Origin of the sequence: Pseudomonas sp. NY15181 (assembly GCF_048068055.1) — a bacterium.
Lineage (GTDB): Bacteria > Pseudomonadota > Gammaproteobacteria > Pseudomonadales > Pseudomonadaceae > Pseudomonas.
In genome coordinates this window covers 590,368-605,308 of record NZ_JBLUPT010000001.1, presented here as the reverse complement: position 1 = coordinate 605,308, position 14,941 = coordinate 590,368, and the positions used below count along the sequence as shown (strand labels likewise).

Genomic DNA, 14,941 nt, shown 5'->3' with positions numbered 1-14,941 from the left:
GTTTGAGCTTTAAAGCCCAAACTAGAGCGTTTTCCAGGCACTACCCAAGACTTTCGAATCTTGATAGCGTGCGCGCCGATCAACACAGGAGTTGCTCTTACAATGAAAACAACATGGCTCAAGACCACGCTCGCTCTGACCATTAGCGCCGCCTCTGCCCAGGCCCTGGCCAACGGCATCGCCATCAACGAGCAGAGCGCCAGCGGCGCCGGTACCGCCTACGCAGGCCGTGCATCCTCCGCACTCGACGCCAGCACCATCTACGGCAACCCGGCCGGCATGTCCAAGCTCAAGCGCACCGAAATCAGCGGCGGTCTCGCCGTTGTCTCGGCCAAGGACGACATCAGCCAGGCCCACAGCGCCGCCACCGGTACCAACAAGGGCGACTCCGTCCCGCTGGCTGCCGTGCCCTTCGGCTACATTGCCACCCCGCTGGACGACAAGGTCAGCGTCGGCCTGGGCATCTACGTGCCCTACGGCATCATCAACGACTACGAAGGCAGCTTCCAGGGCCGCTACCATGGCTCCTACAGCAAGGTCCAGGTGATCACCGTCCAGCCGACCATCAGCTACAAGTTCAACGACATGGTGTCCGTCGGCTTCGGTCCGACCTTCAACCGTATCGACGGCAAGCTGGAGAACAACCTGGCCACCAAGGGCCTGTTGGGCGCCAAGGACGACACCGAGATCAGCATCAAGGGCGACGATACCGCCGCTGGCTTCAACGTCGGCGTGCTGTTCACCCCGACCGAGATGACCTCCCTGGGCGCGACCTACCACTCCAAGGTCAAGTACGAACTGGAAGGCCACACCACCGTATCCGGCTCCCCGATGGGCCTGTTCGACAAGCGCATGGATGCCAGCCTGGACATCACCCTGCCCGAGTCCGTGGACCTGTCGATCACCCAGAAGCTGGATGACCGCTGGACCGTCTACGGCGGCACCACCTGGACACGCTGGAGCCGTCTGGGGTCCATCGTGGTACAGAACGAGAACCCGCCGCTGCCGAACTTCGCCACCATCGGTGAAGACCTCAGCTGGCACGACACCTGGTCGGCCGCCATCGGTACCTCCTACCAGTACAACGACCAGTGGGTGCTGCGTACCGGCTTCGCCTACGACCCGTCGCCGACCACCAACGAGCACCGCAACGTTCGTATCCCGGTGGGCGATCGGAAGATCTTCACCCTGGGTGCCGGTTACTCGCCGAACGCCGACATGACCTTCGACTTCGCCTACGCCTACCTGTGGGAATCCACCGCCGGCGTGAACCAGCCCAATGGCGAGAGCCTGGCCGGCGTGCAACTGCAGCCTGCCTACAGCGCCAAGTACGACAACAGCGCCCACGGCCTGACCGCGCAGATGACCTATCGCTTCTGATAGCGGCATCGACGTAGCATGAAAAAGCCGGGCAAATGCCCGGCTTTTTCATGGCGGCACCGCCGCGATTGGCGCATCACACCGCCTCGTCAGGCTGGGCGTGCTCGCGGCAGAGCAACTCGCCTTCGCGGGGCTCCAGTCGCTCACCGGTCAGCCCGCAGAGCGAGCCCTCGTCCAGCTTCTGGTGGAAACGGCAGGTGCGGCACAGGCCGAAGCCCGGCACATTCTCCTGATGCTGTATGCTCGCCAGCAGCTCGCGCAGCAGCGAGGCCAGCAATTCGCTGCGTTCGCCCAGCGCTTCTTCCGCGCGGCTCAGAAAAGCCGGCGGCACCAACGCCTCGATCAGCCCCCGCCCCGCCTCAGTCAGCTCCAGATGTACGCTGCGGCGATCCTGCGCGTCCGGGCGCTTTTCGATCAGCCCCTTGGCCTCCAGCGCCTTCAGCGACTGCGACACCGTCCCCTTGGTCAGCCCGAGGAAGTCCGTGACCGCCAGCGGCGTATTCGAATAGCGGTTGCAGCGCGCCAGGTAGTTCAGCGCACTCAGCTGGATCGGCTGCAGGTCGGCCATCAGCGGCTGCTCACGGGCCCAGGCCCGCATCAGGCTGGCGATGCGCTCGAGATAGTCGTACAGGGTCGTATCGGTCATGGGCAATCCTCCCGATAGATAGTATCGATCAAAAACCAGTTTGACAGAAGTCGAACTTCACTTGCAGACTGAAGTGGTATCGACTCGACACATAACTACTCAGGAGAAGAGTCATGAGCAAAACGGTCTACTACCACGCCGGCTGCCCCGTGTGCGTCGAGGCTGAACGCGCGCTGCTGCCGTTGCTGAACCGGGAAGTGGAAGTGGTGCACCTGGGCGAGCAATCGCCTCGCATCGCCGAAGCCGAGGCCGCCGGGGTGAAATCGGTGCCCGCGTTGGTGGTCGATGGGCAGGTGCTGCACCTGAACTTCGGCGCCGCCCTCGTTGACCTGAAGTAAGGCAAGGCGGCATGAGCGACTACCAGCCGCTGCACTGCGATCTCCATGACTTCCTGGAGATCGCCTGCCTGTACCGTTATTGGCTGCGTATCGAGTTGCGTGAAGGCCTGGTGTTCGACGCCCAGGCCTTCACCACCCACACGCGGCGAAACGCGAACGGGGAGCTGGAGGAGTTTCTGGAAGTGCGGGTGGACGACGCCAGCCGGGAGCTCCGGCTGGACCGTCTGCACGCCGTCACACCGCTGGCGGCGCAGGCGCTATTCGGGAGGGTGGAACTGGGCCCGGCCTGACTCCAGGCCGGGACGACCTCACCACATGAGGTCGTCGGGCACCACGTAATCCTTGTACGGATCGTCCTCGTCCGGCTCGCCACTGGGCTCGTTGAGCAGCACGATACGGCGCTCGTCGCGCTCCTTGATGCGCAGCGCGGCGTCACGCGGGACGATGTCGTAGCGACCGTCGTAGCTGACGATGGCCAGGCTGCCGCGACTGAGCTTGTCGCGGATCATATCGTTCACCGCAATGCGCTTGACCTTTTTCGCGTCGACGAAATTGTAGTAGTCCTCGGTATCCAGCTTCGGAAGACGGGTACCTTCGATCAGTTGTTTGATCTGGGCAGTTCTGGCTTTCTTGTCAGCCTTTTCCTGCTGCTGGCGATTCAGCTCGGCATCACGGGCCTGCTTCTCGGCCTGGGCCTGCAGGGCAGCCTGACGCTGGCTGTCATCCTTCTCCGCCTGGCCCTTGTGCTCCAGGCGTTGCTGCTTCTGCTTCTGCTTGCCGGCCTGCTTGGCCTGCTTCTCGCTGACCAGCCCGGCTTTCAGCAACTGGTCACGTAACGACATGCTCATTCGATAAGACTCTCGACAATCCTTGATTGACGCGGGACAGCTTTACTGATGGCACAAGGCTCCGCGCTCGCGCTCACTGGGGGTATAATCCTCGTGCCTGAGCGTGCGCTGCGCAAGTGCCCAGCTCGATTTCACTCATCCAGGGCTCCCATGATCAAGCTGATTGTTCTCGCGATCCTTGCCATATTCCTCGTCGCCATCCTCTACGTGCACTTGCGCGGCAAGGTGCGACTGCCCTTCCTGCGCCAGGTCGTGAACCACTCCGCCTGGTTCGCCCCGTACAACTCGCTGATGTACCTGAACTCGAGCGTACCGTCCAAGCCCTACCTGGACCGCGAGCGCTTCCCCGAGCTCGACAGGTTGCGCGACAACTGGCAGATGATCCGCGAGGAGGCCGAGAAGCTCTTCGACGAGGGCTACATCCGCGATGCCCTGAACAACAACGAGGCCGGTTTCGGCTCCTTCTTCAAGAAGGGTTGGACCCGCTTCTACCTGACCTGGTACGACGGCCCCCTGCCCTCCGCCCTGCAGCTGTGCCCGAAGACCGTGGAGCTGGTGAGCAGCATTCCCAACGTCAAAGGCGCGATGTTCACCCGCCTGCCGCCGCGCAGCCACCTGAACAAGCACCGCGACCCCTACGCCGGCTCGCTGCGCTATCACCTGGGCCTCGCCACGCCCAACTCCGACGAGTGCCGCATCTTCGTCGACGGCCAGCCCTATGCCTGGCGCGATGGCCACGACGTGATGTTCGATGAGACCTTCGTGCACTGGGTGAAGAACGAGACCGACGAGTCGCGCCTGATCCTCTTCTGCGACATCGAGCGCCCGCTCAAGTCGTCGCTGCTGACCCGCATCAACCGCCGCGTCAGCGCCTTCCTCGGCCGCGCCACCGCGCCGCAGAACGTCGAAGGCGAGCGCGTCGGCGGGATCAACCAAGCCTACTCGGTACTGATTCGCCTCGGCGATGCAGTGGGTAGCAAGGTGAAGGTATTCAAGCGCTCCTATCCGAAGGCATACCGCATCGGCCGGCCGGTGCTGGCGGTGGTGCTGCTGGCGCTGATCCTGCGCTGGCTGTTCGGCTGACCGGATCTATGTAGGAGCGAGCTTGCTCGCGAACCGCATGATACGCCGCTGCCGGAAACTCTGTTCGCGAGCAAGCTCGCTCCTACAGGAAAAGCAAAAAGCCCCGCAATCGCGGGGCTTTTTCATGGGCGCCAATTCAATGGTGGCAGCACTTATCCGCAGCTGATCGGATTCTTCTCGTCGCGCTTGGCGGCGCCCCAGAGTTCGTCCATCTCTTCCAGACTGGTGCCTTCGAGGCTGCGGCCCTGGTCGCGCAGGGCCGTCTCGATGTAGCGGAAACGCCGCTCGAACTTGGCGTTGGCCGCGCGCAGGGCGGTTTCCGGGTCGACCTTGAGCTTGCGCGCCAGGTTGACCACCACGAACAGCAGGTCGCCCACCTCTTCCTCCTGGGCCTCGGTGTCGCCGCCAGCCATGGCTTCGAGCACCTCGTCCAGTTCCTCGCGCACCTTGTCCACCACCGGCAGGGCGTCGGCCCAGTCGAAGCCGACCTGGGAAGCACGCTTCTGCAGTTTGTTGGCGCGGCTCAGCGCCGGCAGGGCGTGGGGCACGTCGTCCAGCAGGGACAGCTGCACCGGTTCGGCAGCCTTGGCGGCGCGCTCCTCGGCCTTGAGCTCTTCCCAGCGCTGCTTGACCGCAGCTTCCTCCAGCTTCGCCGGGTCCGGCTTGCCGTAGAGGTCGCCGTCGGGGAACACATGGGGATGGCGGCGGACCAGTTTGCGGGTGATGCCATCGACCACCGCGTCGAACTCGAAGCGCCCCTCTTCCCGCGCCAACTGCGCGTAGTAGACGACCTGGAACAGCAGGTCGCCCAGCTCCTCGCGCAGATGGTCGAAGTCACCGCGCTCGATGGCATCGGCAACCTCGTAGGCCTCCTCGAGGGTGTAGGGAACGATGGTCGCGTAGCTCTGCTTCAGGTCCCAGGGGCAGCCGTGCTGCGGGTCGCGCAGACGGGCCATCAGGTGCAGCAGGTCGTCGAGCTTATACATCCTTGCCACCCGCGCGGTCGCGGCGCGCCTCGATGATGTTGGGCAACTGCGAGACACGCGCCAGCAGTCGTCCCAGCGCGTCGAGGCCGGGGATCTCGATGGTCAGGCGCATCACGGCGGTGTTGTCTTCCTTGTCCGAGCGGGTGTTCACCGCCAGCACGTTGATGCGCTCGTTGAGCAGCACCTGGGAGACGTCGCGCAGCAGGCCGGAACGGTCGTAGGCACGGATGACGATATCCACCGGATAGGTCTGCACCGGCACCGGCCCCCAGCTCACCTGGATGATCCGTTCCGGCTCGCGGCCGGCCAGTTGCAGCGCGGTGGCGCAATCCTGGCGGTGGATGGTCACGCCGCGGCCCAGGGTGATGTAGCCGACGATCGGGTCGCCCGGCAGCGGCTGGCAGCAGCCGGCCATCTGCGTGAGCAGGTTGCCGACGCCCTGGATCTGGATGTCGCCGCGCTTGCCGTGGCCGATCTTGCTCGGCTTGCGCGGAATCAGTTCGAGCTGCTCGGTGCCGCGCTCGGGCTCCACCAGCTGCTGCGCGTAGTTGACCACATGGGCCAGGCGCAGGTCGCCGGCGCCCAGGGCGGCGAACAGGTCTTCGCCGGTCTTGTAGTTGGCCTTCTCGGCGAGCTTCTCGAAGTCCACCGGCGGCAGCGCCAGGCGACCCAGCTCGCGTTCGAGCATGGCCTTGCCGGCGGCAACGTTCTGGTCGCGCGCCTGCAGCTTGAACCAGTGGACGATCTTCGCCCGCGCCCGCGAGGTGGTGACGTAGCCGAGGTTCTGGTTCAGCCAGTCACGGCTCGGCCCGCTCTGCTTGCCGGTGATGATTTCTACCTGCTCGCCGGTCTGCAGGCTGTAGTTCAGCGGCACGATGCGACCGTTGATCTTGGCGCCACGGCAGTTGTGACCGACTTCGGTGTGCACACGGTAGGCGAAGTCCAGCGGGGTCGAGCCCTTGGGCAGGTCGATGGCGTGGCCGTCGGGGGTGAAGACGTAAACCCGGTCAGGCTCGATATCCACCCGCAGCTGCTCGGCCAGGCCACCGATGTCGCCCAGCTCCTCGTGCCACTCGAGCACCTGGCGCAGCCAGGAAATCTTCTCTTCGTAGTGGTTGGAGCTGGCCTTGACGTCGGTGCCCTTGTAGCGCCAGTGCGCGCACACGCCCAGTTCGGCTTCCTCGTGCATGGCGTGGGTGCGAATCTGCACTTCCAGCACCTTGCCCTCGGGGCCGATCACCGCGGTGTGCAGCGAGCGGTAGCCATTTTCCTTGGGGTTGGCAATGTAGTCGTCAAATTCCTTGGGGATGTGCCGCCAGAGGGTGTGCACGATGCCCAGCGCGGTGTAGCAGTCGCGCATTTCCGGCACCAGCACGCGCACGGCGCGCACGTCGTAGATCTGGCTGAAGTCCAGGCCCTTGCGCTGCATCTTCCGCCAGATGGAATAGATGTGCTTGGCGCGCCCGGAGAGATCCGCCTTGATGCCGGTGGCGGCCAGGGCGTCCTTGAGCTGCTGCATCACGGTGGCGATGTATTGCTCGCGGTCCAGCCGGCGCTCGTGCAGCAGCTTGGCGATCTGCTTGTACTGGTCGGGTTCCAGGTAGCGGAAGGACAGGTCCTCCAGCTCCCACTTGATGTGGCCGATGCCCAGGCGGTGGGCCAGCGGCGCATAGATATCGAACACCTCGCGGGCGACGCGATGGCGCTTTTCCTCGTCGGCGTTCTTCACCGCGCGGATCGCACAGGTACGCTCGGCCAGCTTGATCAGGGCGACGCGCACGTCATCGACCATGGCCACCAGCATCTTGCGCAGGTTCTCGATCTGCGCCTGGGTGCCGAGCACCAGCGACTGCCGAGGGTTGAGACTGGTGCTGATCGCCGCCATGCGCAGCACGCCCTCGATCAGCTTGGCGACCACCGAGCCGAAGCGCTGCTGGACGTCTTCCAGCTTGACCTTGCCCTCGCGCACGCCACGGTAGATCACCGCGGCGACCAGGGATTCCTGGTCGAGCTTGAGGTCCGCCAGGATCTCGGCGATCTCCAGGCCCGTCTGGAAGCTGGAGGTGCCGTCCGCCCAGGAGTTATCGGCCTTGCTGACCGCCTTGTTTTCCACCTCGCGGGCGAATTCGCAGGCTTCCAGCAGGACCTTGCGATCCAGGACCGGGACCAGGGTCTGGACATGGTCCAGCCAGGCCTCGAGGTTGATGCTGCCGTCAGTGTTGACCGGCTGGTGCGCTCTCACCTGTACCATCGTGTCTACCCTTCCCCACGGTGCCCCACGGTGCACCGCTCACAGCGCCGGCCTTTCTTCTTGCTCGGGCCGGTCGGATTGCGCAGGCCGTCCTAGCCTGCCTCGAACAAAGCCATGGCCTCCACATGCGCCGTCTGCGGGAACATGTCGAGGATGCCGGCGCGCCTCAGGCGATAGCCCTGCCGGGCCAGTTCGCCTGCATCGCGCGCCAGGGTCGCCGGGTTGCAGGACACATAAAGTACCCGCTCGGCGCCCAGTGAACGCATTTCCCGTGCCGCCTCGAAGGCTCCGTCGCGCGGAGGGTCGAGCAGCACAGCGGTGAAATCCTCCGCCGCCCAGGGGGCGCCGGCAAGCGGTTTCGCAAGGTCCGCCTGATGGAACTGAGTATTCGCAAGACCGTTGGCCCGGGCATTGGCTGCGGCGCGATCGACCATCGCCTGCACGCCCTCCACCCCGACCACTTCACGCACCTGGCGCGCCAGCGGCAGGGCGAAGTTGCCCAGGCCGCAGAACAGGTCGAGCACGCGCTCATCGGCCGCCGGCTTCAGCCAGTCCAGCGCTTGGACGACCATGGCCTCGTTGACCGGCGCGTTCACCTGAACGAAGTCGCCGGGACGGTAGGCCAGGGTCAGATCCCAGGTATCGAGCCGGAAGCCGAGGTCGGCGTTCCCGGAGTGCGGCGTCGGTTCCCCGTCGCCCTGCAACCACAACTGCACTTCGCGTGCCGAACAGAATTCCAGCAGTCGCGCCAGGTCGCCATCGGACAAAGGTTCGATATGCCGCAGCAGCAACGCACTGGCAGTGCCGTGGAACAGCTCGACGTGACCGAGGGCCTGCGGCTTGGAAAAGCCGCGCAGCAGTTCCGGCAGCTCACGGGCCAGGGATTGCAGTTCGGGCACCAGCACCAGGCAGTCGTCGAAGGCGACGATGGCCTGACTGGCGGCGGCGCGGAAGCCGACCTCCAGGCGCTTGGCCTTGACGTCCCAGCGCACGGCGAGGCGAGCGCGGCGGCGATAGCCAAACTCCGGCCCCACCAGCGGCGCGGCCCACTCTTCCGGGGTCAAGCCGGAGAAGCGTTCCAGTTGCTCGGCGAGGGTGCGCTGCTTGAGCGCCAACTGATCGGCGTGGGGCAGGTGCTGCAGGCTGCAGCCACCGCAGACGCCGGCCACCGGGCAGGGTGGATTGCGACGATTTTCGGCGGCCGTGAACACGCGCTCGCAGCGTGCCTCGACGACCTTGCTGCGTGCGGAAAGCACGCGGGCCTCCACCGACTCGCCCGGCAGTGCACCGGCGACGAACCAGGTCTGGCCATCCTGATGGGCAATGCCGCGGCCGTCATGGGCCAGGCGCTCGATAGTCAGGCGCTGCTTCTTGCCCACCGGTACCGCAGGGCTCCGCGCTCCGCCGCTGGGCTGGAAACGCAGGCCGGTTCTGTGTTTGGCCATGTCAGTGGGGATCGAACACGCCCGAGGACAGATAGCGGTCGCCACGGTCGCAGATGATCGCCACCAGGGTCGCGTTTTCCAGCTCGCGGGACAGGCGCAGCATGGCCGCCACCGCACCACCGGAGGAGACGCCGCAGAAGATGCCCTCTTCACGGGCCAGGCGGCGCATCACGTCTTCGGCTTCGCTCTGCTGCATGTCGACTACGCGGTCGACGCGGGTCGAGTCGAAGATCTTCGGCAGGTATTCCTGCGGCCAGCGGCGGATGCCGGGGATGGCCGAGCCTTCCATCGGCTGCAGGCCGACGATCTGCACGTTCGGGTTCTGCTCCTTGAGGTAGCGCGACACGCCCATGATGGTGCCGGTGGTGCCCATGGAGCTGACGAAATGGGTGATCTCACCGCCGGTCTGCTGCCAGATTTCCGGGCCGGTGGAATCGTAGTGAGCGATCGGGTTGTCACCATTGGCGAACTGGTCGAGCACCTTGCCCTTGCCTTCGCGCTGCATCTGGTCGGCGAGGTCGCGGGCGCCTTCCATGCCCTGTTCCTTGGTTACCAGGATCAGCTGGGCGCCGTAAGCGGTCATGGCGGCCTTGCGTTCGGCGGTGGAGTTGTCCGGCATGATCAGGATCATGCGGTAACCCTTGATCGCCGCCGCCATCGCCAGGGCGATACCGGTGTTGCCGGAAGTGGCTTCGATCAGCGTGTCGCCGGGCTTGATGTCGCCGCGCAGCTCGGCTCGGGTGATCATCGACAGCGCCGGGCGATCCTTCACTGAACCCGCGGGGTTGTTGCCCTCGAGCTTCACCAGCAGAGTGTTGGAAGTATTCCCGGGCATGCGTTGCAGGCGCACCAGCGGGGTATTGCCGACGCAATCGGCGATAGTCGGATACTGCACGGTCATGGAGGCACTCGGATCTGAAACCAGGCCACCTATGATAACGGCAAACCGCGGCGCGCCATACGAAGTTTCCTAACAAGCCGTGTGCAATTGTTCAGAGGCCACCAGCCGCGGGCAATCGCAGATGCACGCGCAACCCCGCCGAGCCACGGTCCGCCCAGAGTTCGCCGCCCTGCATGCGCACCGAACTGCGGGCGATGCTCAGGCCCAGGCCGAAGCCTTCCTCGCTGCGCGCGGCGGACAGACGGGTGAAGGGCAGGAGGATGCGTTCGAGATCGGCCTCGGGCACGCCGGGGCCGTCATCTTCGAGCCACAGGTGCCAGCCCTGGCCCTCACGGTAACCGTCCAGACGAATGCAGCCGCCTGGTGGCGAGTGCCGGATTGCATTGCGCAGCAGGTTTTCCAGCGCCCGCGCCAGACCATTGAGATGGCCGCGCACGCGACACCCGGCCGGCACCTCATAATGAAAGCGCTCCGGCCCCCAGCCCGCTTCGAAGCGGGCGTCGTCCACCAGCAACTCCCAAAGCGATTGCAGGTCGATGTCCTCCTGCTCCAGGTGTGGTCGCTCGGTATCCAGCCAGGCCAGTTCCAGGGAATCGGCGACCAGCCGCTGCATCACCTCCACCTCGCGTTCGACCCGCTGGCGCAGGGCCGCTTCGCTGATCGGGCTGTCGCCCGCCACCCGCAGGCGGCTGAGTGGGGTGCGCAATTCGTGGGAGAGGTCACGCAGCAACTGGCGCTGGAAGCCCACATGGCTGCGCAGGCGCTCCGCCATATGGTCCAGCGCACGGCCCAGCTCGCCCAGTTCGTCGCGGCGCGCGCTGAGTTCGGGGCCGGCCACCGAGCCCAGGTCATCGGCCTGCAAGGCGTTGGCGTGCTCACGCAAGCGCGCCAGTGGGCGCACCAGGGAGCGGTAGAGCAAGGCACACAGCAGCAGCGCCAGCACGACCGGCACCAGGCCGTGGGTCAGCGACTGGTGCATGAGCGTGAAACCGCCGGGCAGGTAGCGCGCCGGCAATTGCAGCACCAGGCGCCCCGCTGCCGGTTCTCCGGGGAACGGAATGCCGATGTAGGGCAGATGCACGGAGCGCGAGCTCGCCGGCCAGTCCAGGCCCCGCTGGAAGGTCAGGTGCGAGACTTCTTCCAGGGTCAGTGGGCCGCTGCCCAGGGCCTGCAGCCGCGCGTCGACCACCGTCATCCAGCTCGCTTCGCGCTGGCGCATCCCCTCCAGCCAGGCATCGACCCCAGCGGCACCGCCCGCGCGCCAGGCCTGCTCCGCCTCGCGAGCGTAGCCACCGAGCACCTCCCGGGCCTCGGTGGACAGGTAGTAGCTTTGCCGCTCGACCTGCTTGCCCCAGGACCAGGACAGCCAGATCAGCAACAGGCAGAACGCCACCAGCGCGACCGCCAGCCTCCAGAACAGCGAGTGACGTCCGGGGACCTCAGCCATCGCCATCGCGGAACACGTAGCCCTTGCCCCACACCGTCTGCAACTGGTGGCGCAGATAGCCGATGACCTGCAGCTTGCGGCGCAGGTGGCTGACATGCATGTCCAGGGCTCGGTCGTGCGGCGTGAAGGCGCGATGCAGGACATGCTGGTAAAGGAAGGCCTTGCTAAGGATCTCGCCCGGGCTGACGAGGAAGGTCTCCAGCAGGCGGAACTCGGTGGCGGTCAGCCCCGCCCAGCAGCCATCGAGGCTGGCGTCGGCCTTTTCGCCATCCAGTTGCAGGCCGTCACTGCTGTCCACGGGCGCCTGCAGGCCGCGCTCCAGCGCCACCCGGCGCAACACCGCATCGACCCGCACGCTCAGCTCGGCCAGGCTGAAAGGCTTGGGCAGGTAATCGTCGGCGCCCTGGGAAAAGCCGGCGATGCGGTCCTGCTCGGCCCCCAGGGCGGACATCAGGATCACCGGCACCGAACGCTCGCGGCGCAGCCTGCGCAGGATATCCAGGCCGCCGATGCCGGGCAGCAGGATGTCCATCAGCACCAGGTCGTAATCGCCAGCGCACGCCTCTGCCAGGCCGGCGTCGCCATCCCGGCACCAGGTGACGTCGAAGCCCCGCTCGCTCAAGTGGGAAGACAGGTGGGCGCCCAGGGTCGGGTCGTCCTCGATGGTCAGCAGGCGCAGCCCCGAGGAGGAAAATGCGTTCATATCAAATAAGAGTGATTAGCAATTGCGCTCAGTATTCCCGATTCCGCGCAATCTCGGCAAGGCAAAGGCCCCTCCCGCAGGCCTGAACCGCTACACTGCCGGGGAAAACCGCACCGGAGGAATCGCGTGTTCAAGGATCTCGGCATCAAGGGACGTGTACTGCTGCTCACCCTGCTGCCCACCAGCCTGCTGGCGCTGGTATTGGGCGGTTATTTCACCTGGGTGCAGTTGTCGGACATGCGCGCCCAGCTGATCGAGCGCGGCCAGCTGATCGCCGAGCAACTGGCGCCGCTTTCCGCCCCGGCGCTGGCGCAGAACAACACCGAGCTGCTGTCGCGCATCGCCACCGAGGCGCTCGACCAGCCAGACGTCCGCGCCGTCACCTTCCTCAATCCCGAGCGGGAACGCCTGGTCCATGCCGGGCCGAGCATCCTCACCCCCATGCCCAGCGGCGACGGCTCGCACCTGAGCATGACCAGCAACCTCGATACCACCCACTTCCTCCTCCCGGTACTGGGCCGGCACCGCAGCCTGTCCGGCGAGCTCTACGGCGACGGCGACAAGCTGCTCGGCTGGGTGGAACTGGAGCTGTCGCACCACGGCACCCTGCTGCGCGGCTACCGCAGTCTGTTCACCAGCCTGCTGCTGATCATCACCGGCCTGGTGGTCACGGCCCTTCTCGCCCTGCGCATGAGCCGCGCGATCAACGCCCCGCTGGGGCAGATCGCCCAGGGCGTGGCGCAGCTCAAGGAAGGCCGCCTGGAAACCCGCCTGCCGGCGCTGGGCAGCCATGAACTGGACGAGCTGGCCGGCGGCATCAACCGCATGGCCGAGGCCCTGCAGAGCGCCCAGGAGGAGATGCAGCACAACATCGACCAGGCCACCGAGGACGTGCGGCAGAACCTGGAAACCATCGAGATCCAGAACATCGAACTGGACCTGGCGCGCAAGGAAGCCCTGGAGGCGAGCCGGATCAAGTCCGAGTTCCTCGCCAACATGAGCCATGAGATCCGCACCCCGCTCAATGGCATCCTCGGCTTCACCAACCTGCTGCAGAAGAGCGAGCTGACCTCGCGCCAGCAGGACTACCTCGGCACCATCCACAAGTCCGCCGAAAGCCTGCTGGGGATCATCAACGAGATCCTCGACTTCTCGAAGATCGAGGCCGGCAAGCTGGTGCTGGAGAACATCCCCTTCAACCTGCGCGAACTGATCCAGGACACCCTGACCATCCTCGCCCCCGCCGCCCACGAAAAGCAGCTGGAGCTGGTCAGCCTGATCTACCGCGACACCCCGCTGCAGCTGGTGGGCGACCCGCAACGCCTGAAGCAGGTGCTGACCAACCTGGTGAGCAACGCCATCAAGTTCACCCACGAAGGCAGCATCGCCGTGCGCGCCATGCTCGAAGACGAGAGCGACGACCGCGCGCAACTGCGCATCAGCGTGCAGGACACCGGCGTCGGCCTCACCGACGCGGACCTGCGCGCGCTGTTCCAGGCGTTCAGCCAGGCCGACAACTCGCTGTCGCGCCAGGCTGGCGGCACGGGGCTTGGGCTGGTCATCTCCAAGCGCCTGATCGAGCAGATGGGCGGCGAGATCGGCGTGGACAGCAGCTCCGGCGAGGGCTCCGAATTCTGGATCAGCCTCAACCTTCCCAAGGCCCGCGACGACGGCGACGACCTGCTGCCGGCGCTGGCGGGCGGGCAGCGCGTGGCGCTCTACGAACCCCATGAACTGACCCGTACCGCCCTGCACCATCAACTCGAAGACTGCGGCCTGGAAGTCAACGAATTCCCGGACCTTGCGGCGCTGGAGCGGGCGCTGGCGGTCGATCCGCAGGGCAAGCCGGCGATCGGCCTGGCCCTGCTCGGCGTGACCTCCGCCACCCACCCGCCGGAACTGCTGCGGCAGTCCATCCGCGAACTCGAACAGCACGGCTGCAAGAGCCTGGTGCTCTGCCCGACCATCGAGCAGGCGCACTACAACGCGGTGCTGCCCGAGTCCCAGGTGCAGAGCAAGCCGGCCTGCACCCGTAAGCTGCAGCAGGCGCTGAACGAGCTGCTGCACCTGCGTCCGACGCGCAAGGAAAAGATCGCCAATGGCGTGCTGGAGCGTGCACCGCACCTGCTGTGCGTCGACGACAACCCGGCCAACCTGCTGCTGGTGAAGACCCTGCTCAATGACCTGGGCGCCCAAGTGATCGCCGTCGACAGCGGACTGGCCGCCGTGGAAGCGGTGCAGCGCGAGCGCTTCGACCTGGTGTTCATGGACGTGCAGATGCCCGGCATGGACGGCCGCCAGGCCACCGATGCGATCCGCCAATGGGAAGCCGACCGCGAAGTCAGCCCGGTGCCGATCATCGCCCTCACCGCCCACGCCCTGGCCAATGAGAAGCGCGCCCTGCTGCAAGGCGGCATGGACGACTACCTGACCAAACCCATCGACGAGCGCCAGCTGGCCCAGGTGCTGCTGAAATGGACCGGCATGCGACTGGGTGCGCCAAGCATGGAGCCGCACAGCGTCGAATCGGGCCTGAGCACGCTGAGCGTGCTCGACCCCGCCGAGGGCCTGCGCCTGGCCGCCGGCAAGGCGGAACTGGCCGCCGACATGCTGGGCATGCTGCTCGCCTCGCTGTCCGCCGACCGCCAGGTGATCCGCCAGGCCCGCGAGCGCAACGACCGCAACACCCTGCTCGAACGCATCCACCGCCTGCACGGCGCCACCCGCTACTGCGGCGTGCCCATGCTGCGCGCTGCCTGCCAGCGCGCGGAGACGCTGCTCAAGCAGAACGACCCGGACGCCCCCACGGCCCTGAACGAACTCGACAAGGCCATGGCCGAACTGGCCAGGGCCACGGAAAACCGCGAGGCCGAGGCCAGCGCGGCGCTGCCGCAAGACATGCACTGAGACCGC

The 14,941-nt window shown here is 66.0% G+C and carries 13 protein-coding genes; 5 read left to right on the top strand and 8 right to left on the bottom strand.

Features of this window, described 5'->3' with window-relative positions; genetic code table 11:
• Nucleotides 1-102: 102 nt before the first annotated feature.
• The gene (locus ACNFBT_RS02830) at nucleotides 103-1,380 is read left to right on the top strand and encodes an outer membrane protein transport protein (protein WP_416746252.1); all 1,278 of its coding nucleotides are present in this window, start codon (nucleotides 103-105) and stop codon (nucleotides 1,378-1,380) included.
• Nucleotides 1,381-1,456: 76 nt separating this feature from the next.
• On the opposite strand, the gene ACNFBT_RS02825 is transcribed toward ACNFBT_RS02830, so the two are convergent.
• Entirely contained in the window at nucleotides 1,457-2,026 is a 570-nt protein-coding gene (locus ACNFBT_RS02825; protein ID WP_416746250.1) for a MarR family winged helix-turn-helix transcriptional regulator, read from the bottom strand.
• Nucleotides 2,027-2,139: 113 nt separating this feature from the next.
• On the opposite strand from ACNFBT_RS02825, the gene ACNFBT_RS02820 reads away from it, so the two are divergent.
• Together ACNFBT_RS02820 and ACNFBT_RS02815 are read left to right on the top strand one after the other, a co-directional pair.
• Nucleotides 2,140-2,364, top strand: coding sequence for a glutaredoxin family protein (locus tag ACNFBT_RS02820; protein WP_416746248.1), 225 nt, complete (start codon nucleotides 2,140-2,142; stop codon nucleotides 2,362-2,364).
• A gap of 11 nt (nucleotides 2,365-2,375) precedes the next feature.
• Nucleotides 2,376-2,654, top strand: a complete 279-nt coding sequence (locus ACNFBT_RS02815; protein ID WP_416746246.1) for a Rho-binding antiterminator — start codon at nucleotides 2,376-2,378, stop codon at nucleotides 2,652-2,654.
• An 18-nt stretch (nucleotides 2,655-2,672) separates the two neighbouring features.
• Here the strand turns inward: ACNFBT_RS02815 and ACNFBT_RS02810 are convergent, their stop codons facing one another.
• Nucleotides 2,673-3,212 carry a DUF2058 domain-containing protein gene (locus ACNFBT_RS02810; RefSeq protein WP_416746244.1) on the bottom strand — a complete coding sequence of 180 codons (540 nt, stop codon included), beginning with the start codon at nucleotides 3,210-3,212 and terminating at the stop codon, nucleotides 2,673-2,675.
• A gap of 150 nt (nucleotides 3,213-3,362) precedes the next feature.
• Here ACNFBT_RS02810 and ACNFBT_RS02805 point away from each other — a divergent pair, with 150 nt between their 5' ends.
• On the top strand, nucleotides 3,363-4,295 hold the full coding sequence (locus ACNFBT_RS02805; protein ID WP_416746242.1) for an aspartyl/asparaginyl beta-hydroxylase domain-containing protein: 933 nt from the start codon (nucleotides 3,363-3,365) through the stop codon (nucleotides 4,293-4,295).
• A gap of 152 nt (nucleotides 4,296-4,447) precedes the next feature.
• Here the strand turns inward: ACNFBT_RS02805 and mazG are convergent, their stop codons facing one another.
• From mazG to ACNFBT_RS02775, 6 genes are all read right to left on the bottom strand, one after another.
• A complete protein-coding gene (mazG, locus tag ACNFBT_RS02800) occupies nucleotides 4,448-5,281 on the bottom strand; it encodes a nucleoside triphosphate pyrophosphohydrolase (protein ID WP_416746240.1) in 834 nt (277 codons plus the stop codon).
• On the bottom strand, nucleotides 5,274-7,532 hold the full coding sequence (gene relA / locus ACNFBT_RS02795) for a GTP diphosphokinase (protein ID WP_416746238.1): 2,259 nt from the start codon (nucleotides 7,530-7,532) through the stop codon (nucleotides 5,274-5,276). The genes mazG and relA overlap by 8 nt, the downstream gene beginning before the upstream one ends.
• Before the next feature lie 92 nt (nucleotides 7,533-7,624).
• On the bottom strand, nucleotides 7,625-8,977 hold the full coding sequence (gene rlmD / locus ACNFBT_RS02790) for a 23S rRNA (uracil(1939)-C(5))-methyltransferase RlmD (protein WP_416746236.1): 1,353 nt from the start codon (nucleotides 8,975-8,977) through the stop codon (nucleotides 7,625-7,627).
• A gap of 1 nt (nucleotide 8,978) precedes the next feature.
• Entirely contained in the window at nucleotides 8,979-9,878 is a 900-nt protein-coding gene (gene cysM / locus ACNFBT_RS02785) for a cysteine synthase CysM (RefSeq protein WP_416746234.1), read from the bottom strand.
• Between the two features lie 91 nt (nucleotides 9,879-9,969).
• Entirely contained in the window at nucleotides 9,970-11,331 is a 1,362-nt protein-coding gene (locus tag ACNFBT_RS02780; protein WP_416746233.1) for a histidine kinase sensor domain-containing protein, read from the bottom strand.
• Complete coding sequence (locus ACNFBT_RS02775) at nucleotides 11,318-12,028, bottom strand: response regulator transcription factor (RefSeq protein WP_416746231.1); 711 nt, start codon at nucleotides 12,026-12,028, stop codon at nucleotides 11,318-11,320. Before ACNFBT_RS02775 ends, ACNFBT_RS02780 begins: the two co-directional genes overlap by 14 nt.
• Nucleotides 12,029-12,154: 126 nt before the next feature.
• Here ACNFBT_RS02775 and ACNFBT_RS02770 point away from each other — a divergent pair, with 126 nt between their 5' ends.
• Nucleotides 12,155-14,935: a response regulator gene (locus ACNFBT_RS02770; RefSeq protein ID WP_416746229.1), complete on the top strand. Its 2,781-nt coding sequence runs from the start codon at nucleotides 12,155-12,157 to the stop codon at nucleotides 14,933-14,935.
• Nucleotides 14,936-14,941 lie beyond the last annotated feature (6 nt).

Coding starts and splice junctions, on each gene's coding strand:
- ACNFBT_RS02830 (WP_416746252.1), top strand. CDS start 103: ATGAAAACAACATGGCTCAAGACCACGCTCGCTCTGACCATTAGCGCC.
- ACNFBT_RS02825 (WP_416746250.1), bottom strand. CDS start 2,026: ATGACCGATACGACCCTGTACGACTATCTCGAGCGCATCGCCAGCCTG.
- ACNFBT_RS02820 (WP_416746248.1), top strand. CDS start 2,140: ATGAGCAAAACGGTCTACTACCACGCCGGCTGCCCCGTGTGCGTCGAG.
- ACNFBT_RS02815 (WP_416746246.1), top strand. CDS start 2,376: ATGAGCGACTACCAGCCGCTGCACTGCGATCTCCATGACTTCCTGGAG.
- ACNFBT_RS02810 (WP_416746244.1), bottom strand. CDS start 3,212: ATGAGCATGTCGTTACGTGACCAGTTGCTGAAAGCCGGGCTGGTCAGC.
- ACNFBT_RS02805 (WP_416746242.1), top strand. CDS start 3,363: ATGATCAAGCTGATTGTTCTCGCGATCCTTGCCATATTCCTCGTCGCC.
- mazG (WP_416746240.1), bottom strand. CDS start 5,281: ATGTATAAGCTCGACGACCTGCTGCACCTGATGGCCCGTCTGCGCGAC.
- relA (WP_416746238.1), bottom strand. CDS start 7,532: ATGGTACAGGTGAGAGCGCACCAGCCGGTCAACACTGACGGCAGCATC.
- rlmD (WP_416746236.1), bottom strand. CDS start 8,977: ATGGCCAAACACAGAACCGGCCTGCGTTTCCAGCCCAGCGGCGGAGCG.
- cysM (WP_416746234.1), bottom strand. CDS start 9,878: ATGACCGTGCAGTATCCGACTATCGCCGATTGCGTCGGCAATACCCCG.
- ACNFBT_RS02780 (WP_416746233.1), bottom strand. CDS start 11,331: ATGGCGATGGCTGAGGTCCCCGGACGTCACTCGCTGTTCTGGAGGCTG.
- ACNFBT_RS02775 (WP_416746231.1), bottom strand. CDS start 12,028: ATGAACGCATTTTCCTCCTCGGGGCTGCGCCTGCTGACCATCGAGGAC.